Annotated in this window: 23 protein-coding genes; 8 read left to right on the top strand and 15 right to left on the bottom strand. The window is 64.4% G+C overall.

What is annotated here, in order from left to right:
* Positions 1–256 precede the first annotated feature (256 nt).
* Complete coding sequence (gene yghU / locus MC381_RS07805; protein WP_251977170.1) at positions 257–1,111, bottom strand: glutathione-dependent disulfide-bond oxidoreductase; 855 nt, start codon at positions 1,109–1,111, stop codon at positions 257–259.
* Positions 1,112–1,346: 235 nt separating this feature from the next.
* Between yghU and MC381_RS07800 the strand changes: the two genes are divergently transcribed.
* Together MC381_RS07800 and MC381_RS07795 are read left to right on the top strand one after the other, a co-directional pair.
* Entirely contained in the window at positions 1,347–1,937 is a 591-nt protein-coding gene (locus tag MC381_RS07800; RefSeq protein WP_251977169.1) for an NADPH-dependent FMN reductase, read from the top strand.
* Positions 1,938–2,117: 180 nt separating this feature from the next.
* Positions 2,118–3,440, top strand: coding sequence for an MFS transporter (locus MC381_RS07795; RefSeq protein ID WP_251977168.1), 1,323 nt, complete (start codon positions 2,118–2,120; stop codon positions 3,438–3,440).
* A gap of 79 nt (positions 3,441–3,519) precedes the next feature.
* Here MC381_RS07795 and MC381_RS07790 read toward each other — a convergent pair whose 3' ends face one another.
* Positions 3,520–4,275 (bottom strand): SDR family oxidoreductase, encoded by a 756-nt coding sequence (locus MC381_RS07790; protein ID WP_251977167.1) that lies wholly within the window; start codon positions 4,273–4,275, stop codon positions 3,520–3,522.
* 112 nt (positions 4,276–4,387) lie between these two features.
* Here MC381_RS07790 and MC381_RS07785 point away from each other — a divergent pair, with 112 nt between their 5' ends.
* A complete protein-coding gene (locus MC381_RS07785; protein WP_251977166.1) occupies positions 4,388–5,290 on the top strand; it encodes a LysR family transcriptional regulator in 903 nt (300 codons plus the stop codon).
* A 68-nt stretch (positions 5,291–5,358) separates the two neighbouring features.
* Here MC381_RS07785 and MC381_RS07780 read toward each other — a convergent pair whose 3' ends face one another.
* From MC381_RS07780 to MC381_RS07750, 7 genes are all read right to left on the bottom strand, one after another.
* Positions 5,359–5,649 carry a putative quinol monooxygenase gene (locus tag MC381_RS07780; RefSeq protein WP_251977165.1) on the bottom strand — a complete coding sequence of 97 codons (291 nt, stop codon included), beginning with the start codon at positions 5,647–5,649 and terminating at the stop codon, positions 5,359–5,361.
* Positions 5,650–5,741: 92 nt separating this feature from the next.
* Entirely contained in the window at positions 5,742–6,401 is a 660-nt protein-coding gene (locus MC381_RS07775; RefSeq protein WP_251977164.1) for an NADPH-dependent F420 reductase, read from the bottom strand.
* Positions 6,402–6,491: 90 nt separating this feature from the next.
* Positions 6,492–7,688, bottom strand: coding sequence for an MFS transporter (locus MC381_RS07770; protein ID WP_251977163.1), 1,197 nt, complete (start codon positions 7,686–7,688; stop codon positions 6,492–6,494).
* A 204-nt stretch (positions 7,689–7,892) separates the two neighbouring features.
* Positions 7,893–8,786, bottom strand: a complete 894-nt coding sequence (locus MC381_RS07765) for a DMT family transporter (protein WP_251977162.1) — start codon at positions 8,784–8,786, stop codon at positions 7,893–7,895.
* A 130-nt stretch (positions 8,787–8,916) separates the two neighbouring features.
* The gene (locus MC381_RS07760) at positions 8,917–10,143 is read right to left on the bottom strand and encodes an MFS transporter (RefSeq protein WP_251977161.1); all 1,227 of its coding nucleotides are present in this window, start codon (positions 10,141–10,143) and stop codon (positions 8,917–8,919) included.
* Positions 10,144–10,424: 281 nt separating this feature from the next.
* Positions 10,425–11,306, bottom strand: coding sequence for a putative RNA methyltransferase (locus MC381_RS07755; RefSeq protein WP_374708166.1), 882 nt, complete (start codon positions 11,304–11,306; stop codon positions 10,425–10,427).
* A gap of 89 nt (positions 11,307–11,395) precedes the next feature.
* Entirely contained in the window at positions 11,396–13,372 is a 1,977-nt protein-coding gene (locus MC381_RS07750) for a mechanosensitive ion channel family protein (RefSeq protein ID WP_251977159.1), read from the bottom strand.
* Between the two features lie 675 nt (positions 13,373–14,047).
* Between MC381_RS07750 and MC381_RS07745 the strand changes: the two genes are divergently transcribed.
* A complete protein-coding gene (locus MC381_RS07745) occupies positions 14,048–14,596 on the top strand; it encodes a hypothetical protein (protein WP_251977158.1) in 549 nt (182 codons plus the stop codon).
* 61 nt (positions 14,597–14,657) lie between these two features.
* Here the strand turns inward: MC381_RS07745 and MC381_RS07740 are convergent, their stop codons facing one another.
* Positions 14,658–14,795 (bottom strand): DUF2256 domain-containing protein, encoded by a 138-nt coding sequence (locus tag MC381_RS07740; protein WP_251977157.1) that lies wholly within the window; start codon positions 14,793–14,795, stop codon positions 14,658–14,660.
* Positions 14,796–14,869: 74 nt separating this feature from the next.
* A complete protein-coding gene (locus MC381_RS07735) occupies positions 14,870–15,610 on the bottom strand; it encodes a TetR/AcrR family transcriptional regulator (protein WP_251977156.1) in 741 nt (246 codons plus the stop codon).
* A 112-nt stretch (positions 15,611–15,722) separates the two neighbouring features.
* Between MC381_RS07735 and MC381_RS07730 the strand changes: the two genes are divergently transcribed.
* The 3 genes from MC381_RS07730 to MC381_RS07720 all read left to right on the top strand — a co-directional run bounded on the left by MC381_RS07730 (position 15,723) and on the right by MC381_RS07720 (position 18,725).
* Entirely contained in the window at positions 15,723–16,730 is a 1,008-nt protein-coding gene (locus MC381_RS07730; RefSeq protein WP_251977155.1) for a Rossmann-fold NAD(P)-binding domain-containing protein, read from the top strand.
* 154 nt (positions 16,731–16,884) lie between these two features.
* Positions 16,885–17,310, top strand: coding sequence for a DUF2231 domain-containing protein (locus tag MC381_RS07725; RefSeq protein WP_251977154.1), 426 nt, complete (start codon positions 16,885–16,887; stop codon positions 17,308–17,310).
* Entirely contained in the window at positions 17,307–18,725 is a 1,419-nt protein-coding gene (locus MC381_RS07720) for a PQQ-dependent sugar dehydrogenase (protein WP_251977153.1), read from the top strand. Before MC381_RS07725 ends, MC381_RS07720 begins: the two co-directional genes overlap by 4 nt.
* A 122-nt stretch (positions 18,726–18,847) precedes the next feature.
* On the opposite strand, the gene MC381_RS07715 is transcribed toward MC381_RS07720, so the two are convergent.
* From MC381_RS07715 to MC381_RS07700, 4 genes are all read right to left on the bottom strand, one after another.
* Positions 18,848–19,789 (bottom strand): LysR family transcriptional regulator, encoded by a 942-nt coding sequence (locus MC381_RS07715; protein WP_251977152.1) that lies wholly within the window; start codon positions 19,787–19,789, stop codon positions 18,848–18,850.
* A gap of 4 nt (positions 19,790–19,793) precedes the next feature.
* Entirely contained in the window at positions 19,794–20,327 is a 534-nt protein-coding gene (locus MC381_RS07710) for a pyridoxamine 5'-phosphate oxidase family protein (protein ID WP_251977151.1), read from the bottom strand.
* A gap of 177 nt (positions 20,328–20,504) precedes the next feature.
* The gene (locus MC381_RS07705; protein ID WP_251977150.1) at positions 20,505–22,217 is read right to left on the bottom strand and encodes an FAD-binding oxidoreductase; all 1,713 of its coding nucleotides are present in this window, start codon (positions 22,215–22,217) and stop codon (positions 20,505–20,507) included.
* A 10-nt stretch (positions 22,218–22,227) separates the two neighbouring features.
* Positions 22,228–22,905, bottom strand: a complete 678-nt coding sequence (locus tag MC381_RS07700; RefSeq protein ID WP_251977149.1) for a glutathione S-transferase — start codon at positions 22,903–22,905, stop codon at positions 22,228–22,230.
* Positions 22,906–23,030: 125 nt separating this feature from the next.
* Between MC381_RS07700 and MC381_RS07695 the strand changes: the two genes are divergently transcribed.
* Positions 23,031–23,927: a LysR family transcriptional regulator gene (locus MC381_RS07695; RefSeq protein WP_251977148.1), complete on the top strand. Its 897-nt coding sequence runs from the start codon at positions 23,031–23,033 to the stop codon at positions 23,925–23,927.
* Positions 23,928–24,213 lie beyond the last annotated feature (286 nt).

Genomic DNA, 24,213 nt, shown 5'->3' with positions numbered 1-24,213 from the left:
TCTGCAAGTCGATACCGCCGGAGGGCGACGCATCGCTGTCGGTCGGCGCCATTATCACGGGTTCGCGGCCGACAATGCCAACTCGGCCGAGTCGCCGACCCGCATGGCAGGTGCCAGCCATGCCCCGTTCTCGACTTACCGGCCATGAGCGCTATCGTTATCCGCGATGACCGTCCCCTTTCAACGCAACGACCCGGCACGAGGCCGGGTCGTCAGTCGCGAGAAGCGCTCGCGGGCGAAGTGATCGCCGCGCCGATCAGCCGCCGATCTTGTCCTGCGTCCGGGTCTCGAAGTCGCTGGCATCATGCCGCTCGTGGAGCTGCGTTTCCGGCTCGCCGAACACCCGGTTGACCATGCGGCCACGCTGCACTGCCGGGCGCGCGTCGATCTCCTTGGCCCAGCGCTGCACGTTTTGGTAACTCTCGACATCGAGGAATTCCGCCGCCTCGTACAGCCGGCCCAGCGCGAGCTGGCCATACCAGGACCAGGTCGCGATATCGGCGATGGTGTAGTCGTCGCCGGCCAGATAACGCGATTCGGCCAGGCGTCGATCAAGCACGTCGAGCTGACGCTTGGCTTCCATGGTGAAGCGGTCGATGGCGTACTCGATCTTGACCGGCGCATAGGCGTAGAAATGACCGAATCCGCCGCCCAGATAGGGCGCGCTGCCCATCTGCCAGAACAGCCAGTTCAGGGTCTCGACGCGTGTCACCGGGTCGCTCGGCAGGAAGGCACCGAACTTCTCGGCCAGATGGAGCAGAATCGAGCCCGACTCGAACACTCGAATCGGCTGGTCGCCGCTGTAGTCCATCAGAGCCGGAATCTTGGAGTTCGGATTGACCTCGACGAAACCGCTGCCGAACTGATCGCCGTCGCCGATCTTGATCAACCAGGCGTCGTATTCGGCGTCCTTGCCCAGCGCCAGCAGCTCTTCGAACATGACGCCGATCTTGACGCCATTGGGCGTGGCCAGCGAATAGAGCTGGAACGGATGCTTGCCGACCGGCAACTCCTTGTCGTGCGTAGGCCCTGCCACCGGGCGATTGATGCTGGCGAACTTGCCGCCGCTTTCCTTCGGTTCCCAGACCTTCGGGGGCGTGTAGTCGCTCATGATCGATTTTCTCCTTGGCTTGGAAGATGTCTCGCATGACAAGCAAAGTCACGTGATAGAAGAGACCTGGGGGTGAAAGATAGCGTGTTAAAGGTTGATCGGCGAGGCAAGACCAGGGAATTTCGGCCGTCGATCTCACGCTCGGCGGCCACACGATCATCGCCTATGCTGAACTAGGCGCGGCGGGTCAGGACCCTGCCGCTCACTCGTGACGTCGCTATCGAGAGGCAAGCCCATGGCGGATCGCATGCTCGTGCTCTACGGCTCCTACCGCACGGATCGCGCCGGGATCCGACTCGCCGACTACGCCGTTCGTACGCTGCAGGCACGCGGCTGCGACGCCGAGCTGATCGATGCCAAGACAATCGACCTGCCCATGCTGGATCGCATGTTCAAGGAGTACGACGAGGGCACGGCGCCCGCTGCGATGAAAGCGCTAGCGAAGAAGATTCGCGAAGCCGATGGCTTCGTCTTCGTGGTCGGCGAGTACAACCGTGGCGTTCAGCCCGGTTTGAAGAATCTCACCGACCACTTTCTCGAAGAGTGGTACTGGCGCCCGGCCGGCATCGTCAGCTATTCGGCAGGACGCCTGGGCGGCGCGCTCGCCGCAGAAGCCTGGCACGCCACGCTCTCCGAGATGGGCATGGTCGTCGTCTCCAGCCGGGTCAGCGTCGGCCAGATCACGCGGACGCTGGATGAAAGCGGCAAGCCTCTCGGCGATGGTGGCGCGTCGCTGGAACGCGCATTCTCGCGCTTCGCGGACGACCTGTCCTGGTGGGTCGAAGCCGGCAAGCGCCAACGCGCCCACCGCCAGCCACCGTTCTGACGAGGTCAGTTTCGAGAATAAGCGACGTGCCGATAGGCACCGGCTCCTACCGATATTCGATACCGATACCTGGCCCCTCGAGCGGGTCAATTGACAGAAGGCATCAGCACCCTTGAATTTGCACGACTCTTGCCGTTCGCGCGCCCGATGCGTTAATCCACACCAACCCGATATCGCTGCATGAGCGACAGACGACTCTTCCGCTCGCTGCAGGTCTACAACTTCCGACTCTGGGCAGCCGGTTCCCTGGTCTCCAATATCGGGACATGGATGCAGCGCGTTGCCCAGGACTGGCTGGTGCTGACGGTGCTTACCGAGCATAACGCCAGCGCGGTCGGACTCACCATGGCGTTGCAGTTCGGGCCGCAGCTTCTGCTGCTGCCACTGACCGGCTGGGCCGTCGATCGCTTCGATCGGCGACGCCTGGTCATGCTCTCCCAGGCACTGCTCGGGCTGCTCGCCCTTGGGTTGGGTCTTGTCACCGTCACCGGCGCGGTCACGCTCTGGCAGGTCTATCTTTTCGCACTGGGACTCGGCTGCGTGACGGCCTTCGATGCCCCGGCCCGACAGACCTTCGTCAACGACCTGGTCGGTGAGAAGCTGCTAACCAACGCGGTGGCGCTCAACTCCACCTCATTCAACAGCGCGCGCATGGTGGGGCCGGCGGTGGCAGGCCTGCTGATCGCCGCCGTCGGTACCGGCTGGGTCTTTCTGCTCAACGCCCTCTCCTTTGCCGGCGTACTCGCGTCACTGTGCCTGCTGCGCCGAGGCGAGCTATATCCAGCGACTCGCGCCAGCGGCAAGGCTGGCGGTATTCGCGAGGGATTTCGCTACGTCTGGCGGCGTCCGGATCTGAAGACCCTGCTGGTCATGCTGTTTCTGATCGGGACGTTCGGCTTCAATTTTCCGATCTACATCTCGACCATGTCGGTCGGCGTCTTTCACGGCGAGGCCGGCCAGTACGGTTTGCTCACCTCGAGCCTGGCGATCGGCTCGGTGAGCGGTTCGCTGCTGGCGGCTCGTCGCGAGCAGCCGGCGATGCGCCTGATGTGCCTCTCCGCGCTGGCCTTCGGCGGGTTGTGCATCTGCGCAGCGCTGGCGCCCAGTGCATGGCTCTTCGCCGCGACACTGGCACTGATCGGCCTTGCCGCGCTCACGTTCATGACCGCTTCCAATGCCCTGATGCAACTATCCACGGCACCGGCGATGCGCGGCCGCGTGATGGCGCTGCGCATCGCGGTGACCATGGGCGGTACGCCTTTCGGCGCCCCGATCGTCGGCGCGGTCGCCGATCATGCCGGCCCCCGCTGGGCGATGGCCGTTGCAGCTGCCGCCGGCCTTGCCGCTGCGCTGGTCGGCAGCGCTTACCTGCGCAAGACACGCCACACAACCGACAACCCGCCGAGCGCACGAACAACGACCGAGCAGGCCATGGACGCTTCCTGCCGACATGCAACGGCTGGCACTCAGTCACAACGGGAAGCCGACTGCACGAAGTCGTAGGCCACCACGCCGTAACGCCTGCAAGGTCCAGGGCGGTCTTCGAGACAACCGCGTCATCATATCGGTGGCTCGTCCACCTTCAGGCCATGCCGCCGTTGACGCGCAGGATCTGGCCATGAACCCAGCGCCCCTGCGGACCCGCCAGGAACGAGACCACACCGGCGATCTCGTCGGGCTCACCGATCCGCTCGAATGGCGACATCGACGCAATGTTGGCGACCAGCTCGTCGCTCTTGCCTTCGTAGAAAAGCTCGGTGCCGACCGGCCCGGGCGCGACCGCGTTGACGTTGATCTCACGACCACGCAGCTCGTTGGCGAGCACCTTGACCAGCCCTTCGACACCCGCCTTGCTGGCGATATAGGCGCCGTATCCGGGAAAAGACTTGCCGAGTACCGAGGAGGAAAAGGCGATGATCCGCCCCCCGGCCTCGAGGACTTCCGCCGCCTTGGCCATCACCAGCCAGCTCCCGCGCAGGTTGGTGGTCAGAGTACGATCCAGAATGTCGACGTTGTCGATCGTCATGTTCGCCATCTGCATCATGCCGGCATTGTTGACCACCACGTCGACGCGCCCGAATATCTCCTGCGTCCGGGCGAAGAGCCGTTCAACGGCCCCGGTATCGGCAATATCGGCCTGAACCGCCAGTGCACGACCGCCCTTGCCCTCGATCTCGCCAACCACCTGCTCGGCCAATGCGGCATTGCCGGCGTAGTTGACCACGACCGCGAAGCCGTCGGCGGCCAGCGTCGAGGCGATCGCGCGGCCAATACCGCGGGAAGCGCCGGTAACGATGGCGACCTTTCCCGCTCCGTCATGCTGTGTCGTATCCGTCATTCGATGTCTCCTGGGGGATGAGCGCCTTCAACGATAGGCAGTATTGGCGTTTCTTCCGGGCGAATAAATTGGCTAGTCTGAGAACACTATTCAGCCTGAGAAAACAATCACGATGGATCGTTTCGATGCCATGATTCTCTTCGTGCGAATCGTGGAGAGCGGGAGTTTCACACGAGCGGCCAATGCGCTGGAGATCCCGCGCGCCACGGCAACCCTGGCGATTCAACAACTGGAAGCCCGGCTGGACGTCCGCCTGCTGGCACGCACCACGCGTCAGGTGCGACCGACGCCTGAGGGTGAGGCGTTCTTCGAACGCTGTGTACAGCTGCTCGGCGATCTAGAGGAGGCGGAAGCGATTCTGAAGCCGGTCGCCGACAATCCGCGCGGGGTGCTGCGAGTCGAAATGCACGGTACCCATGCCAGTCGGCTGCTGCTGCCGAATCTGAACGCGTTTCATGCCCGCTACCCGGCGCTCGATGTCGTCGTCACCACCGGCGACCGGCAGGTCGATCTGATCGGCGAGGGCGTGGACTGCGCCGTGCGTAGCGGCGCCCCCCGGGACTCGACGCTGGTGGCCCGGCACCTCGCCACGCTCGAGCAGGTCATCTGCGCCAGCCCCGCCTATCTCGAGCGCATGGGAACACCGCAATCGCCGGACGAGCTGGTTCAGCATCACGGCATTCGCTTCGTATCCGGCCACCACCCGCCGGATACCACGCTGGATCTGGTCATCGACGGCGAACCACGAGGCTTCGACACGCTCGGCTGGCTGACCGTCAACGATGCCGAAAGCTACGTCGCCGCAGCACTGCAGGGTTTCGGACTGATTCAGATACCGCGTTTTCGGCTGGAAAACGAGCTCGCCGAGGGGCGACTCGTCACACTACTCGATGCCTGGGAAAAGCCCGCCATGCCAGTCAACGTGGTCTATCCGCAACGCCGGCATCTCTCGCCCAGGGTACGCGTCTTCGTCGATTGGCTGACGACGCTCTATGCCGAGCGATTCGGGCCGTAAGCGAATGACCCCACCCACATGACAGCCGCCGAACGGCGACCGTGCCGACGGGGCAGGCTCTCGCCGTCTCAGGCGAGGATTTCCAGCGGGGCAAACTCGGTCGACTCGACGGCGTCCTTGTTGGCCTCCAGATAGGCCAGGATATGGGGGGCGGTGCAGTGACGGTCGAAGGCTTCGCGATCCTCCCAGATTTCCATGCAGACGAACCGACCGCGGTCTTCGAGATCACGGTGCATTTCGTAGCGGATATTGCCCGGCTCCTCGCGTACCGACTTCACAAGTTCGACCAGCGCCTCACGAACCCGTTCCTCGTAACCCGGCTTGGCGGTGGTAATGGCAACACAGGATACTTTCGACATGATGACACTCCTCGATGACTCCTCCCTGCCGCGGAGTCCTGGGCGAATGAGATAGCACAGGGACGTCAGGGCCTACCGGACCCATCAATGCGTCACGTCTCGCAGAACAACCGCTCGAAGCGAGCGAAACGGTAGGTCCAGTCCGGACCGTCGCCGGAGCCGTAGGCGAGCTGCGCGGTCAATAGCGCAAACGGCTCGGTATAGCGGGCGACCGGCAGCGGGCCAGCGTCTACCGGTTCGAAGCCGATCGCGGCGATCATCTCGGCGGCGGCGCGCTTGGCGCGAGGGTCATCGCCACAGTAGACACAGCTCGGCTTCAACGCCTGATCGCGCGCCTCGAAGACCGGAAAGAAGCTCTCGCTCGGCGTGGTCTGAAAGGCTGCCGCCACCGCCGTGTTCGGCAGGCGTCGCGCGATCTGCTCCGCGCCGGAATCGCTGTGGCCGACCACCAGTTCGCTGTCCGCGTCGTCCAGCGGCACGCAGCAGGTCACCACGATCTTGCCGCTCAGGTCACCCGCCTGTGCGAGCACGTCGTCGAGTCGCGACCAGTGCACCGCCAGCAGGATCACGTCCGACTCGCGTACCGCCTCCGCCGGCGTCCCCGCCCGCGCCGACCCACCGCCTTCGCGCGCCAGCGCTTCGAGTTTCGCGGTGCGGCGCGAATAGCTCAGCACCACCTGGTGCCCGGCCTGCGCCAACAGCACACCGAGCTTGCCTCCCATCAATCCGACACCTAACACACCGATTTTCATGCTCGCCTCCTTATCTCGACGATGGCCACGATTCTCTGTCTGCCCCGATCCTCTGCCGGCCCCGACGCCCATGGCATCGAGACCCGAATGTCAGCGCTCCGCCGCCCGGGCCGGATCACGGGCGGTGAACAGGGTTACGACACAGGCGATGAGCGCCAGCGCCAGATAGCCGCCCAGCACCTGCGGCAGGCTCAGCACACGAGCGGCCTGCCCCGCGATCAGCGACGGAATCGCCGCGCCGCAATAGCAGGTGGTGAAGATCACCGAAAAGACGCCGGCACGTTCGCTCGGCTCGGCGTTGGCCAGCAACGCCCGGATACTGCCGGAAAGCACCATGCCCTGAGCCACCCCCGCACAGGCACTAGCGAGCAGGAAAAGCCCGATCGTCCCCGCCGTCAGCGACGCCAGCAAACCGGCAACGCAGACGACAAAGGCGACGATGCCGAACCGCTGTGCCGCTTGCGGTGACAGGCGACCGCCAAGCGGCCCGCCCAGCGCACTCGGCGCCATGTAGGAGGAGAACACCACGGCCGCCACCAGTGCACTCGACGAACCGAGCTGGTCGGTCGACAGCGACGGACCGAAGGCCTGGAAGAAGCCACCCAGTGCCCAGGTAGCCACGAAGATGCACGCCGCCACCGGGAACAGCTTCCAGCTCGCGTGCGGCAGCGCGAAACGCGGTCGTAGCGAGGCGAGCACGCCCCGGTGTCGTGGCGAGGTCTCGCGACTGCGCCAGACCAATAGCAGGCAGAGCAGCAGGCCAACGGCGACCACCAGATACGGCAGCACCCGTGGCGCGGGCGCGTACTCGATCAGACTGCCGGAGACCAGCGCGCCGAAGGTCAAGCCGATCATGGTGCCGGTGCTGGTAACCGCCGGCGCCAGCCACGCTGGGCGCTCGGGTGCATTGTCAGTGACGAAGGCCGCCGCCGCGCTAGAAGCGAGCCCACAGGAAAAGCCCTGCAGAATACGCCCGATGATCAGCGGCGTGACGCCAGAGACCTCGAGAAAGACCCCGCAGGCGAGCACTGCCAGCAGCAGCGAGAGCGCCACCACCGGACGTCGGCCCAGCGTGTTCGACAGCCGGCCGCAGACCAGCAGCGCAGTGATCGCGCTGACGAAATAGAACACCGCCGTGAGCGACAGCGCGGCATAGCTCAGCCCTTCCGATTCGCGGTAGATGGCATAGAGCGGGATAGGCGTGGCGGAGGCGGCGAAGACCAGCATCAGGGAGAGCGCGCCCGCCCAGAAACCCATCCAGTGTGACGTGTTCGGTGTTGACGACATTGACGACCCTCGGTGTGGCGCCTGACCGGTGCAGATGAAGACATTCTTCGCATCGCGTCGACGAGATCAAGCGAGAGGCCGTGCATGCACTTATGCAAACAGCTCATTAATTGAGCGTTTGGCTATGGCGGCCGGGGTTCGTCGCACGAGATTGACCGCACGCCGGAAAGCCCCCGACTCCAGCGGCAGGGGCGCCCACGGTATTCAGCGCCGGCCCAGGCGCGGATTCAGCGTCACCAGCGACACCCCTGCAATGACGATTGCGGCGGCAATGACCTGCTCGCGAGTGATCGGCGCCCCGAGCAACAGGTAACCGAGCAGCATGGTGACCACCGGCAGCAGATTGAGCGAGGTCGCGGTATGGCTGGGGCCGACGAGCAGCAGCGCCCGGTTGTAGCAGATCAAGGCCACCAGCGACGGGCCTAGGCCGAGGTAGAGCATCGCGAGTAACGCGCTACCATCGAGCCGCCAGCACATGTCGAACCACAGGTTCTCGAGAACCGACAGCGGCAGCAGAAACAGCGCCGCCATACCGGTCATCGGCACCAGGGCGGCATAGAACGGCACCCGGCTCAACCACTGGCGCGCCGCCAGCGAGTAGATCACCCAGGCCACGATGGCCCCGGCCACCAGCGCATCACCGGCCTGCAACCGGCCGAGCGTGTCGAGAAGCGCCCCGTCGGAGACCACCCAGGCCGCCCCCACCGCCGAAAGCCCAATGCCGAACCAGCGCACCCGACCGAGTCGTTCACGAAAGCCGAGCGCCATGGCCAACGCCGTGGCGGCTGGCGTCAGACTCTCGAGTACGGCCACGTTGGTCGCTTCGCTGCTGCGCAGGGCCGAATAGAGCAGCGCACTGAACAGCGCCATGCCGTGGATCGCCATGATCGCCAGGGCGCGCCGCTCCCGCCACAGCACCTGACGCTGACGCCAGGCGGCAGGGCCGAACAGCGCGAGTACGGTAACGAAGACGACCAGCATGCGGCCGAGCGCGAGCGTCATCGGCGGCAGGCTGGCACTCGTCGACTTGCCGACCAGCAGATTGCCGCTGAACAACAGCACCACGACAGAGAGATAGCCAACGGCGCGACACGACACGAGACACCTGTTCGACAAGAAATAACGAGACGGCGGCGGCCTGACGGGCCGACGCCGTCGATCCGGCAGCCACGGTAGTCGAAGGCGGCGCTGTCGGCCAGCCGACTCTCACACCTGTCGAACGGCGCTTTCAGGCGCTGGCGGGCGCAGAGGATTCGAGCGATAGCGCCGCGCGATCGTCGGTCGTACGCAGATGGCGGTAGAGCAGGCCGAGCACGACGAGGCCGGCCGCCGTCATGCAGAAGCCGCCCCAGATCGGTGACAGCGGGCCGAAGCCGAGCTCGATGGTTTGCCCACCGACGGCGGCCCCCAGCGCGTTCGCGACATTGAACGCAGCCATGTTGAGCGCACCCATCAGGGTCGGCGCTTCCGGTGCCATCTTCATCATGCGCACGGGAATCGAAGGCACCGATATCTGCATGGTAAGACCCATCAGGGTAAAGAGCGCCAGGAGAGCAACCGGATGGTGCGCCAGGGTGGCCATCAGCGCCATGACGACCAGCACCCCCAACCAGCCCAGCACGATGCCGCGGAACGGATAACGATCGGCGACCGCCCCGCCGATGACGTTGCCCACCGCCAGACCGATACCGATCAGCGCCAGCGCATAAGGCGTCACCGACGACGACATGCCAGCCACGTCGGTGACAAAGAGATCGACGAAGGTATAGACCGAGAAGACACTGGCGATCGCCAGCGAGGTCGCCAGCATCATGGCCCAGATATTGCCGCGCCGCAGCGCGGAGAGCTCACCGCGCACCGACCCGCCGCGCAGCGAAGCGGTGGATGGCAGCAGCCGCCATAGCAGCAGCGCCGAGAGCAGCGCACCGCAGCCGATGATGGTGTAGGCAACGCGCCACGAGAACCACTGCCCCAGCTGCGTACTCGCCGGCGCACCGAGAATGGTCGAGATCGTGATGCCGGACATGACCCAGGCCACCGCACTGCCGCTGCGCCCCGGGCCAACGATCGTGCCGGCCACCACGGCGGCGGCACCGAAGTAGGCGCCCTGCGGCAGCCCGCTGAGGAAACGCCCCGCCACCAGCAGCCCCAGGTCGTTGGCCATGGCGGTAAGCAGGTTGGCCGCGAAGGCCAACCCCACGAGCGCGATCAGCAGCCGGCGCTTGTCGACCGCCGCGGCCATGATCGTGATCAGTGGCGCACCGACGACGACACCGAGGGCATACGCGGTAATGCCGTAGGTAGCTTGAGGCACCGTCAAGTCGAGATCGCCGGCGAAAAGTGGCAGCAGCCCCATGCTGGCGAATTCGGAAGTCGAAATGACGAAACTGCCCAGCGCCAGTGCCAGGAGGACAAGCGTACGATGGCGCCCGGTGGCCGGTTGCGTGTCAGACAAGAGAGACCCCCTCGTGGTATCGACTGTCGGCACCGCCTGGCGGCGATGCCGAGGAGCACGACGGCGATGGCGCCGCGATCCAAAACGATTCACGTTAGCGGGAGCCCCCCGCACGGGGAAGGCGATTGACCGGCAAGCAGTCATGAGATGAGCTCATGAATGACGAGATCGCCAAGCTTCGCGAGAGCCCTGGCCCTGAATCTTGGCCCTGAATCTTGGCGCTAAGCCTTGGACCTAAGTCTTGGACCTAGTGACAGCCTCCGATGAACAGCGCCTCGCCATCAGTCTCGGATCCAGCGTCGAATCCGAACTTCCACGGTGAGCGTGATCGACGTCAGCGCTGCCGCGCGCTCGCGCCCCTCGGCGCTCGCACGATAGAGGTGGGGAGTCATCGTCAGCAGATCCGCGATCGTCTCCCTGTCCTCGAGCGCAAGCGAGTAACGCAACGTCTCGGGCGTCAGTGCCGAGAACCCCGCCGGCGGTTGCGTCTCATCCACACGCGGCGGCTTCAATGTCGGGTAGATGATTTCGCGCAGTTCGCGCAGATGGTCCGGCCCGGCATCTGCCTGCAACAGCATGCCGCCCGGCGCCAGCGCGCGGGCGAATTCGTCGTAAACGGGGAAGCCGAACAGACAGAGCAGACTATCGAGCCCGGCATTCGGCACCGGCAACGCGGCATTGCTGCCGACGATCCAGCGCATGCGCTTGTCGCGCTTCGCGGCGGCGAGCACCGCCCATTTGGAGATATCCAACCCCAGCAGGGAGAGCGCCTGCCCCTGCGCCTCGGCATCGGCCGCCAATGCGCGCAGGTAGTAGCCTTCGCCACAGCCGGCGTCGAGACAGCGCCCGGGTGCACCGGGCGCCAGCCCCTCTCGCCCCAGCCCTTGTCGCACCAGCCCCTCTCGCGCCAGCCGGCTCACCGCCTGCGCGATCGGCGCGTAATGGCCGGCGTCGAGAAAACGCTGGCGCGCGGCGACCATCGCCTGGCTGTCACCCGGATCTCGTGAACGCTTCTTCTGCACCGGCAGCAGGTTCACATAGCCCTGGCGCGCGGTGTCGAAACTGTGCCCATGAGCGCAGCTCCAACGCCTGGCGTCGCTATCGGCATGCAGCGGGTTGCCGTCCAGGGGGCAGGTCAGGGCGTCGAGGGGCATGATCGTCATGGTCTTGCGGGGCATCCGGTCGGCTCGGGGCGAGTGCGCAGTCTACGCATCCCGCCCCGTCGCGCCTAGCGGTGTCCGTGGGCAAGACGTCAGGCAGACGCGTCGCCGGGCTTGCCCGAGTCACCGTTCCGGTCATCACCCTCCGCACGCTTATCGTTGAGCAGCTCGCGTCGACGGCGAGCGCGCTCGTCCTCGTCAGTCCGGGCGCCATCGTCGCGCGACGTCTCCGCGTCACCGGCCTCATCTTCGCGGTGACGGGCGTCCTGATCCGGCGCGCCATCTTCGTCGTCGTGGCGAAACGCCTGTTCGCCGTGGGCGCGATTCTCCGTGCCACTGGCACTGTGCGCGTCATCAGTGGTCACGGGCGCCACCGATACATCCGGACTGCGGCCCAGCGCAACATCCTGCTGGCCGATCACCATCACCTCGCGCGGCCACCACTCGGGGTGGTTGTCACGCACGTAGGTCATCAGCTTTTCAAGAATATTCATTTCCGCCGCCCAGCCGGAAAGCGGATCGGAGGTCATCAGATAGCAGGTAATGGTCTGCGAAGTGCCGTTCTGGGCGGTGGTATAGCAGAGCAGCTTGTGATGCTCGATCACATTCTCCTCGGCCTTGGCGAACTCGAAGAATTGTTCCCGCAGCTTCGGCACATCCGCGCTGATATGCAGCGACAGCTCCAGACTGCGGTACTCCTTGATGTTCTGGGTCGACAGGTTCTCGAACGGCTTGGAGGCGAAATAGGTCACCGGCACGATCAGGCGCCGCTCGTTCCAGACCCGCAGGCGAATGAAGGTATAGAAAATTCCTTCGACATAGCACCACTGCCCCTCGAACATCACCAGATCACCGATGCGGATCGGTTTGGCCAGGGAGATCTGGAACGAGGACAGGATATTGCCGAGCACCGCCTGACCAGCAACGCCGACCAGTACCGCCAGCACGCTCGCCGAGGCGAGGATCGACACGCCCAGCGTCTCGAACAGCTGCACCTGTCCCAGCACGTAGACCGAGACCAGCGTGACGGTGATCAGAATGATCATGCGTCGCAGCGCATAGAGCGATGTCAGCAGCTTGCGATCGTCCTTGAGCTGGAGATCATCGATCTGCCCCATCAGCCGGCGCATCATCTTCAGCATGACAGTATCGACCAGACGCAGCGCAATCGTCCCCAGCCCCCAGGCCAGCACCGCCATCAGCACCACGCGCAGGGTCGTTGTCGCGGCCGCCGAGAACGAGACCACATAGTCAAGCAGTGTCTGTGTGGTCAGCGACATGGCGATCAGCGCCAATGGCACCCGAATCTGGCCGGCGAAAAGGCTCCGCGACCCCGAGGGGAGCCAGCGCGCCATCACCCCGACCAGCTTGTAGACGATCCAGCCGACCAGCCCGATCACGGCCAGCACGATTGGCAGTGCAATCCATTCCCAGATGCGCAACGGGCCGAGCGTCGACTTGAAGCGGTCGGGGATCTGCTCCTCGAAGAACGAGGGACCGTACTCGGTATAGAGCTGCGGAATGGGGGAGACGCTGTCCGGCATGAATAACCAGACCGGGTCCTGCTCCCCCTCGCGATAACGCCCCAGGCGGATATCGTAGGCGTCATCGTTGACCGTCAGCGATGCCAGTTCAATGTTACGCCGTGGCTCGCCCGCCGGCGCGCTCTGCTGGGTCTGCTGCTCGACGGCACCATCCGGTCGCCCGGAGAGGCTGCCGGGCGTCAACCACTCGCCGCGCCGCAGCACCTCCGAGAGCTTCTGGGCCAGCTCGCCCCCTTGAGAGCGCTGCTCCGCCGGCGACAGGTCGGAAAGGTTCAGGAGGTGCGCCGCGCCGGCGTAATCGCCGATATCCGTCAATTCGAGAAAACTGCGAATCGCCTCCCGAGGCGTTCGACGGCTCACGGCATCGGGTACCTCACCGAGCCCCGCATTGATCGCGTCGGTGGCGTACCACTTGCCCTCTTCGTTCTCTTCCACCTGCGCCTGCGCCATTGTCGCGCAGCACGCCAACAGCAAGAGCGCGACCAGGCCCGCAAGCCATGTCCGCCCTGCACCGTTCATTCTCATCATCCGTAATCGCTTTTCGGTACTGCATCCCTGTTGAGCCCGCCCGATCTCTTCCCGACCCCGGCGGCATGTCTTCCCGCCAGCGTGCAAGGCGCGCCAGCGGCCGCACAGCTTACCCCTCGATTCGTTACCAGACTTCAACTCAGATCTAGAAATGTTCATTGATGGCTCGCCCGCCACCTGGCCACGACACCCCGCCTCTACCGCCTATCACAAGCGTCAGCATTCCCCCTTGAACTGGCAGTGTTACACCCTTTCGAGCGACGTCGGGACAAAAAATGGTCTTGGATACCGCGGAAAAGTCCCGCGCCCCACCGAAAAAGGCGATTTTCAGGCGATCGATAAAGAGGCAATCAACACCACTTCTTGCCTCTATTTGTCCCGATCATCTACAAAGCAGCCTTATTAATTTTTGTATAAGATTGATTTTTTTAGCGTTATAAATATTTGCTGCGAACAACAAATTAACCAAACATATATAAGACCGAATAATTGGTGGCTCACCCTTCCTTCCTAACTAAAGTTCGCTCCCTGCCAAGTCGATGACTGTGGCTGGTTGCGGAATCGTCCCGGTATCGCCGAGCGGACTCGAAGCGTCCCTCTGAACTCGATCAAGAAGACGGCTCTGCCAAGACCTTCATGCCGCGCTGCGGCCGATACCCTGAGGACTGCACCTTGAAACGTTCCACCCGCGATCGCTCGACCCCGACTCACGCCGAACGGGCGACCCGTTCCAAGCTGGCCCGCTTGAAGCTGGCGCGTCACCAACAGATTCGTTCGGACAAGCAGGACACCAAGCAGCGTCGCCCACGATCGACCCGCGCCCTGCTGCTGGCAGGCGTCGCGTTGACCGCCGTCACCTTGACCGGCTGCGCGTCGACGCGTCCGCCCGGGCTGGGTACGACGCTGGACGCCGCAACGACCGCTTATGCCTTGGACCACGGTTACAGCGAAGCCAACCCGCTGCTGTCGTCGTTCGGCGATCCGTACCTGACGGCGCTCGCCGCCGTGGGTCTGAAGCAGGGCATCAAGTACTCGCTGCACGAATACGGTGGGCTGAGCGAAGCGTGCGCGCACTACGGGATCGAGACGGCCGGCATGGGCGCCGGCGGCTGGAACCTGGCGGTGATGGCCGGCGCCGCCACCGGCCCGGGGCTGATCGCCGGGCTGCTGTTCGGTGCGGGCTACTGGTTCTGGGCTGACGGCGACGAGGCCTGCCGTTAAGCGCCGCTATCCCCACGCCGATAGGAAGAAGCCTGTCGTGGACACGGCGGCCAGGTGGCGCTCAGCGCCTCTGCCGCCGGCATCGCTCGGAGCAGTAGATGACGCGATCCCAGTCCCGCGCCCACTTCTTGCGCCAGGCGAACGGACGCTGGCAGACGGGGCAGATCTTGGTGGGTAGATTGGGTTTCTGATGCGGCATGACTCACGGGTTGTCGAGAGAAGTATACGGACACGCCAGACCACTATAGCTGACGCGCGATCGCTCCCTGTCGATCACCGACCAGACCTGCTGGATTCGGCCTTTCTCGAATCGAAGGATTCCCGTAGCCCACCCCGAATCAGCGCAGCGAAAGCAGCGGTGGCTTCGGACTCACCACATTGGCCCCGTACCATGGCTCCCGCGAGCGCATCGCCGGCACCGATCAAGCCCACGCATCGACGCTCGAGTTCGGCATCGTCCAGGGCGCAATAAGGCTTCAAAACCGCCGCAAACAGGCGAGCATAGCCGTCGAGAAGCTCCTGATAGACGGCCTCTTTCTCTTCGCTGCCCGCCAGGGCGGCGCCGACGGCATGCCATTCGCCACCGGTGTCGGCATGGCAGTGAACATGAGCCGCCGCGAGCATGGAAACCGTTGCCTCGAAACTCCGCTCCGTGCTCGTCAACGTCTCTCGAAGCGCATCCGACTGCTGCCGGTCGATCAGCTTGTAGAGTGCGATCAGCAACCCCGAGCGCGTGCCGAAATGGTCGTAGGCGACCGGCTTCGACACGCCGGCTCGCGCCGCCAGGCGGCCAAGCGTGAGGCGATCCGCGCCCTCTTCCCGGATGATCGTCATTGCCGTATCCAGAAGCTGCTGCCGCCGCTCAGACCGAGAGAGTCGTCGAGAGCCCGGCTCACCCCGCTTCTTTGCCGCGTCGGTCTTTGCCGCGTCGGTCTTTTCCGCACGGGTCTCTTCCGCACGGGTCTCTTCCGCACGGGTCTCTTCCGCATGGGTCTTGATGGAATGGGGGTTCACGAGATTCCTCTTTTGCGTCGTGCTCCGTCTCTTTGTTGAAAACCTACCATGTGTAGGTTAGCGTGAACAAAACCTACTTTTGGTAGGTTTTGTTCACGACAGGAGAGACCCCATGTCATTCGATCCCATTCTGCTTATCGGTGGTGCCGGCATCGTCGGCCGGCAGACCGCTGAACTGCTACGTTCCGCCCACCCTGGCGTGCCGCTGTTGATCGCCGGACGCAACCTCGAAAAGGCAAGCGAAGCGGCGGCCAGTCTCGGCCATGCCGAGGGCGTGAAGATCGATTTCGCCGACGACGACCTGGGGCTTGCTGGCCGCCCGATCAGCGCCATGGCGATCTTCTTTACCGATGTAACGACCGCCGCGCTTCGCTTCGCTCAACGCCGGGGCGTGCCATACCTCAGCATTTCACCAGCGCTCCACGAAGTCGGGCCGGACATCGCGGCGTACATGCAGCGACCAACGGCCGCACCGGTCGTTCTCGGTACCGAGTGGCTGGTGGGTGCCACGACGATACCCACGCTCGAATTCGCCAAGTCGTTCAAGCGAGTCGATGCCCTTCGTCTGGGAGCGGTTCTCGGGGAACGGGACGAGACCGGGCCCGCCGGATTCGACGATCTCGAGCGCCAGACACAGACCGTTCCCGCTATTCAGGCACGTCGCCATGGCCGCTGGATATGGCGCCAAGGTGACGATCTCCAGGCCGAGCTGCAAACTCTCGACGGTACGACACTCCCGGCCATGGCGCTCTCGCCCCATGACGTCGTCGCGCTAGCGACCGAAACCGGCGCGCCCAATGCCGAGTTCAACCTGGCGATAAGAACGGCGGCGAATCACGCTCACGGCGAGTCGATGTCGACTGAAATACTGATCGATCTCGCCGGTATCGATCATGCTGACCAGCCGCTGGCTACACGCCATGCGGTCACACACGCCGACGGGCAGATGCCGCTGACCGGGCTCGGCGTCGCACTTGTCCTCGAGCGGCTCACCGGACTGGATGGCAGGCCGGCAACCTCGCCCGGACTCTACTTTCCGTATCAGTTGCTGGATGCCAAACACTATCTCGAACGTTTCAAACAGATCGGTGGCCAGTTGGTGACGCGGGACACCGAATAGCGTTTGGTCTCTTGGCCGTCGACGACAGCGAGGATGGCTTTCTTGACACTTTCGAACGTCAGCTACACTTCCACTGACCGCTCGCCTCTCCGTGGCGGACTCGTCCCGATCCCCGGATGAAGCGTCTGTGTTCGACTCGCAAAAGGAGCTTGCCATGACGGCCACCGAATACCCGGCGCGACGCGGGGTGAACCCGCTGCAGGGAGTGCTGCTAGCCGGCAGCTTCCCGCTATATCTTGGCGCCGCGCTCAGCGACTACGCCTATGCCACCACCTTCGAGATCCAGTGGGCCAACTTTGCCTCCTGGCTGATCGCCGGCGGCCTGGTCTTCAACGGTCTCGCCCTGCTCGGTGCGCTGATCGGCCTGCTACGCGGTAGCGGGCGACGCAAGCTTGTCCTGATCTCCGTTATCGGCTTACTGATCGCCTGGGTGCTCGGCTTCATCAATGCTTTGATCCACGCGCGAGACGCCTGGGCCATGATGCCGACCGGCTTCGCCCTGTCGATCGTCATCACCATCCTGGCCGCCATCGCAGCCTGGGTCGGTTTCTCCCGCGCGAGCCAGGGAGGTGAGGCATGAACGCAAACCGTGTGACTCGCCTGACGATCGCCGCACCGATGTCGCTGCTGCTGATGGCCGGCGCCGCCGGCGCGCAGGAGATCGAACAACCCTACGGGCCCAACCCGACGCTGCCCGAACCGCAGCGCGGCCTGCTACCCAACATGGGCGTGCCGGAAAAAGCGCCGTGGAACGAGCAGATGCCCACGGTGCCCGATGGCTACTCGATCGAGGCTATCGCCACCGACCTGCAGGTACCGCGTCAGATGCTGGTGCTGCCGAACGGCGACATTCTGGTTGCCGAGGGGAAAGGCGGCGGCAACGCCCCGAAGTCGCGGCCGAAGGACGTGATTGCCGGCCTAATCAAGTCGAAGGGCACCACCTCGGTCTCCGGTGGCAACCGGCTGACACTGCTGCGCGACACCGGTGACGGCAGCTATGAACGATCGGTCTTCGCCGAGGATCTCAACGCGCCCTACGGGCTGGCGCTGATCGGCAACGATCTCTATGTCGCCAATCAGGATTCGCTGGTGCGCTTCGATTACGAACCGGGCCAGACCGAGGCCAGCGGTCCGCCAGAGCGGATTACCGACCTACCCTCGGCGATCAACCACCACTGGACCAAGTCGATGACCGCCAGCGCGGATGGCGACTATCTCTACGTCGGCATCGGCTCCAACAGCAACATCACCGAACGCGGCATGGAAGCCGAGGTCGACCGCGCCGAGATCTGGCAGATCGATCCGGAGACCGGCGCGCATCGCACCTACGCCAGCGGCATTCGCAACCCGACCTCGCTGACGATTCAGCCCGGCAGCGATCAGCTCTGGGCCGTGGTCAACGAACGCGACGAGCTCGGCCCCCATCTGGTTCCGGACTATCTGACATCGGTGCAGGAAGGCGCCTTCTATGGCTGGCCCTACAGCTACTGGGGCCAGAACGTCGATCCGCGCGTCAAACCGGAAAACCCCTCGCTTGTCGAATCCGCCATCGCGCCGGACTATAGCCTGGGCTCGCACCACGCGCCGCTCGGCGTCGCCTTTGCCAACGACGCCGTGGGCGGCGACTACCGCGAGGGTGTCTTCGTCGGCGAACACGGAAGCTGGAATCGCAGCGACCTCGCCGGCTACCGCGTCTCGTTCGTACCGTTCGAGAACGGCGAGCCCGCTGGCGACCCGATCGATTTCGTCTCCGGCTTCCTCACCGATGACGGCCGCACCCGGGGGCGCCCGGTCGGGGTCAGCGTGACGCCGGAAGGCGCCGTGCTGGTCGCGGACGATTTCACCAACGCCATCTGGCGGGTGACGCGCGACGACGCGCCGGATCAGGCGACCGACGCCATGGATGACTCGGCGGCGGACACCGCCACCGAGCCAAGCCCCTCCAGCGATGACGCCACATCAGCGCCCGACGAGGAGAACGACACGGCCGGCTGATCTACGGCCTCGACGATGCCCGCCAATCCCCCCCGGCGATCGACACCCTTGAGCGATCGCCGGGATGCTATCGCCTTCCTATGCCTTCCCGATAACGTCCCAATGCCTTCCCGATAACCTCCCTATGCCTGCCTCGCGGGTCGGCACCGGCGTCCCCCCGCGTCCGTCTCACGCGAGAGCGTCTCGCAAAAGGCCCGAAAGACCGGCGTATCGTAGCCCGTGCGCCAGGCCAGGGTTGTCGTCACCCGGCCGAGCGGGATCGTCCGTAGCGACGCGACCGGCGCCAGCGTTCGATAGACGCTCTCCGGCAATACCGTGGCACAGCGGCCGGTACAGGCTAGCGCGACCATCACGTGATACGACGGGGATTCCTGAATCTGCCAGTCCGTGGAAGCGTCGATCTGCAGCGCCTCCTCCGCCACCCGCCGATAGGTGCACCCCGGCGGAAAGGCAGCCAGCGTACGCACCGAAACGTCGGCCAGATCGAAAGCGTTTTTCCCCGGCGTCGTGTCCGTGCCGGTCGTGGGATGCAACAGCAGCAGCGACTCTTCCCACACATCGAGAAACTCGAGCCCCAGCTCCTCCCGCTTCTCCGCTAGCGGGCCGTCGAGAAATGACGGTGGTAACGCCAGAAACGCGGCATCGAGCCGCCCCGCCCGGACATCGTCGATCAGCTGGATGGAGGGGCTGGTCCGCAGCTCGACTTCGGTGTCTGGAAAGGCGTCATGAAACGACGCCAGCAGTGCCGGCAATCGGCTTGCCGCGGTGGCTTCCATACTGCCAAGCCGGATCGTGCCGGGCGCCTTTCCCCCTGAAACGACATGCAGGGACTCGTCCCGCAGGCTGAGCAGCCGCTCGGCGTACGCGAGAAAAACCCGCCCGGCTTCCGATAGCGAAAAGCGCTTGCCCGTTCGAACCAACAGCGCCGCGCCGACGCTTGCCTCCAGCTTCTGCAGCCGTGTGGTCACGTTGGACGGGCTCTTGCCCAGGCGTCTCGCCGCACCGGTGACGCTCAGCTCCTTCGCCACGCAGACGAAAACCCGCAAGGATTCGAAGTCATCCATCGCGTCAGACCCACGCCTCTTTGATGGCGTCGAGATCGACCGCCGTCCGCATCTTGAGCGTCGTCGGCTCAAGCTCCTTTTCGGAAAGGCAGTTCAGCCAGGCTTTCTGCGGTCTGGCGCAGTAGAAGCGCTTGATGCCATCCCCCCGAAAATCGGTCAGGTCGACGGCGTCTCCGGGATAGAGCCTTTCGAAAGCGAGCCGAGCCTCTTCCGGGTCCGTCACCGCGCTCGCCGTGCACTGCAGATAGAGCCCCATCAGGTTGTTGGTGCCGCGGGCCCGCGTCGAGTCGTAGATAGTCAGGAAGGCGGCACCGTTGGCTTCGATGTTGCGCGAGTGCTCCGCCTGCACCCAGGAGGACCAGACGAAGTTGAGGTCGGCGTCCGGCAGCGCCGTCACCGGTGTATTCCAGGGTACGTCGTCGCGCGACGTGGCAATGTTGGCGTAAAGGTTGTGACGAAGGATCTCGACCGCCCGCTCGGCCAGGGCCGACTCGCTCGTAGATGACTCGCCCGCGGACGCCGTCAGGGAATCGCTCATGATTGCCTCCTGCCTCTCGGTGATTGCCCGTGTGTAGGGACACACGAAACATTCTCTTGTGAAGAATAAAAATAAAATTAATTCTTACAAAAAGAATAATAAGGCTGTACCCAAGACGCAAGAGAGGACAACCGAGATCGAATAACGCGCCCTGGTCACGCCTATCTCGACGGCCACTTACCCCGTCGGCCCGAAGGTCTCGAAAGCGATCCGCGCTCGATCCACACCGAGCTCCTCGAGCCCCGAACTGAGATCGGCAATCCATGCCGCCGGCCCGCAGATCCGATAGTGCGCCTCGGCGCCAGCTTGCAGCGCCAGCAGGTCATCTGCCGTTATCCGCCCTTCGACGTCGTAATCCTCGCCACGACTGTCGCCCTCATCAGGCGCGCTATAGAAAATCCGGCAGGCGGCTCCGGGCAACGCGGCCGTCAATGCTGACAGCTCCTCGCGGAAAGCCTGCACCCTACCGTTACGCGCGCCGTGCACGAACCAGACCGGACGCACGATCGCGTCGCTGCTATCTCTCGCGACATCCCTGAGCGCGTGCAGCATCGCCAGCATCGGTGTGATACCGACGCCCGCGCTGACCAGGACGAGTGGGCACGAAACCTCGTTCGACCCGAAATCTCCCGCCGGCGCACGCGCCGCCAGGCGGTCGCCGACCCGCACTTCGTCATGGAGAAAGCGCGAGGCAAGACCGTGCGCCTCACGCTTGACGCTGATTCGGTAGCGACCGGTTCGCCCTTTCGCGGCATTCGGCGCGCCGGAAAGCGAGTAGCTGCGTCGCACCGGCCCGGGCTGGCCCGGGACCGTCAGCTCGACCGGCAGGTACTGGCCCGCCTGAAATGGTGGCAGGGAACTCCCCTCGTCCGCCGCCAGACAAAACGAGGTGATCGTGTCGCTTTCGACGATCTTGTCCACGACCTTCAGCGACAAGGGCGCGGCCTGTCGGTACCAGCGAAGCGATAGCGCCGCCGGGCGATCGATGACCTGCTCCACGCAGATTTCGACCAGGCGCCTGGCATTCGATCCCGCCGTCGCTTCCGGCGACCAGTCGACGTGCGCGCGCCCGGTGATATGCAACAGGCCACCGCTTTCGAAGTCGACAAACAGCAGGCCCACGCGGGGGTCGAGCATCAGATTGCCGAGCGTGTTGAAGAAATTGTTGCCAGGATAGTCCGGGAACCTCAGCTTGCCCGAATCGGTCACGCGCACGAAGCCGGGCTCGCCTCCCCGATGCGAGGCATCGAAGCCACAGGATCGGCCGTCGTCCCTCGCTTCGTCGCCCTCGTCTTCATCGTTGCCGTGAACAGAGCCGATAAAGAAAGTATCCGCCGTGGCGATACGCCGGCGTTGGTCGGCATCCAGCGCGTTCGACACCGAGACGCCGGGCGCAGCCATCCGTTCGACCCGCTGCCATTCACGTTCGCGAATGTATTGCGGGCAGTTCCCAAAGCTCTGTTGCACTTCGATAAGCCGTCGCCCTTCTCGCGAGCAAAGCCTGCCGTTGAGTCGATTGCGCCGCCGCGTGGCCAGCTCGATACCGAGCAGGCCGATCGCCATGCCGGACGCCGGCGGCGCATTCACGCACGATGCCAGCGGGTCCTCGGCTGCCAGCCCGGCCGACAGCGCCAGCGTCCGCGCATCGGGCGACTCGAGAAAACCCGAGTCGCCTTCCAGCAGCGTGACCCAGGGGCGGCCCTTGGCATCTCCCGCCGCCAGCACGACGAAGGGCAGCTGCGAGAAGAACGCCCGATGCGGCTCGGGCATGAAATCACGAATGAAGCCACCGGCGGCCTCGGCCTGGTCGGCCACGCCGGCGCGTCGTTGCGCTTCCCGCTCGCCAGCATGGAACGGTGTGACGTTCGCCGGGGTCGTGACTCGCGTCATGACACCCCCCTCACGCCAGTACCGGCGAGCGCGCCATGCCCACGAAGCGCGGCAACGCCTCGATCCGCGCCAGCCACCCACGCACCTGGGGGTACGGCGCCAGACTCACGCCGCCTTCCGGCGCATGGGCGATATAGCTGTAACCGGCGATATCGGCCAGCGTCGCATGATCGCTCGCCAGCCACTCACGGCCGTCGAGATGGGCCTCCATCATGACCAGCAGGCGGTGGGCATCGGCCTTCGCCGCTTCGTGATCCAGCGACGCGCCGAAGACGGTGACCAGTCGCGCGGCACAGGGGCCATGGGCGAGCTCGCCGGCAGCGATGGAAAGCCAGCGCTGTATCCGTGCTTTCTCTACAGGAACGCTGCCGATCCAGCTCGCCGGATCGTCGTATCGTTCGACCAGATAAACAAGAATGGCGTTGGAATCCACCAGCGTGAGGCCGTTGTCGTCGATGGCTGGTACCTGAGCCAACGGGCTGATCCGCCGATACGCCGACGTCTGGTGGGCACCGTTGGCCATGTCCAGATCGACGGTCGTATAGGGAATATCCAGCAGCGCCAGCATCAGCTCGACGCGATGACAGTGGCCGGACTTCGGATGGCGGTAAAGCGTGATCGGCTTGTCGGTTCTGGCATCAGCCAGCGTCGCGGTCGGCTCGCGGGAGATCGTTTCCACAGCGCACATGGCAGCACTCCTCGGTCGTTTGCGGGATGAGTCTTGACGCTGTTCACTCTAGAGGCCGACAAATACCGGAAGAATAGGGCTATCATGAAAGTCACTATTCCAGGAATTGAAATGATCGAGGTTTCGTGGATCGACTCCAGGCACTGAAAGTATTCGTAGCCGTGGCGGACGCCGAGAGCTTCGCACAGGCCGCCCGGGCTACCGGGCTCAGCGCACCTTCTGCCACGCGCGCCGTAAGCCTGCTGGAAACCACCCTCGGTGCACGGCTTTTCACCCGCTCGACACGTCAAGTCAAGCTGACCGAGGCCGGCCGGATGTATCTCGGGGAGGTGCGCGACATCCTCGCGCATCTACAAGCCGCCGATGACATGGCCTCGGGCGTGGCCAACACGCCGGTCGGACAACTGCGAATCACCTGTCCGCAGGAGTTCGGGAGAATCCACGTCGCGCCGCTACTGACCGACTTTCTCGACGAGCATCCCCGTGTTCGCGCTGACGTGCTGATGGTCGACCGCATCGTCAACCTGGTCGAGGAGGGACTGGATATTGCCGTGCGCATCGGCCACCTGCCCTCCTCCGAACTCTCTGCCGTCCGGATCGGCCAGGTTCGCCGCGTCATCTGCGGCTCGCCGGACTACTTCGCGACACATGGCCGTCCGCAAACACCCAGCGATCTCGCTTCTCATCGGGTGATATCGAGCGGCTCCACCCTGCCCCTCGACGAATGGCGGTTTGGACGAGACGAGACGCATAGCGTCAGGGTCAATCCCCAACTCACGGTCAGTAGCCTCGCCGCAGCCATCGATATCGCCAGGCGAGGCTGGGGCCTGTGTCGCGTGCTGTCGTATCAGGTCGGGACCGACCTCGAGTCCGGTACGCTGCAGACCGTGCTGGAAGATCACGAGCCCGCCTCGCTGCCGGTTCACCTCGTGCATGTGGAGGGGCGTCGAGCGGCAGCCAAGGTTCGCGCCTTCATCGATTTTGCGGTACCGCGATGGCGCCGGATCGAGGTGCTGAATTGACGCCGTCTCTCCGTCCTACCGTCTCCAACTCCCCTTTATCCCATTGAGCTTACAGCTCATGTTGCCGATGCCACGGGGCAGCGATCTCCCGATCTCGTGGCGATTTTCATCGCCCTGAAACGTGAAATATGCGCTGCACGGGTTGGGTTCGCGAGCGCCCTTTTGCGGTTCGCCGACATCTCACTTCCGATCATCTCGAACCACTTCATCGTTCCTTGACGTGGTTTGAGGCCTTCAGACATCGGCATCCTCCTTCGTCTGGACCACAGTTCGCTCAGCCCTTCCC

The sequence above is a fragment of the Salinicola avicenniae genome (assembly GCF_023736115.1).
GTDB lineage: Bacteria > Pseudomonadota > Gammaproteobacteria > Pseudomonadales > Halomonadaceae > Salinicola > Salinicola avicenniae.
Note: the sequence above shows the minus strand (reverse complement) of the source record. Positions and strands in the feature narration are given on the sequence as shown.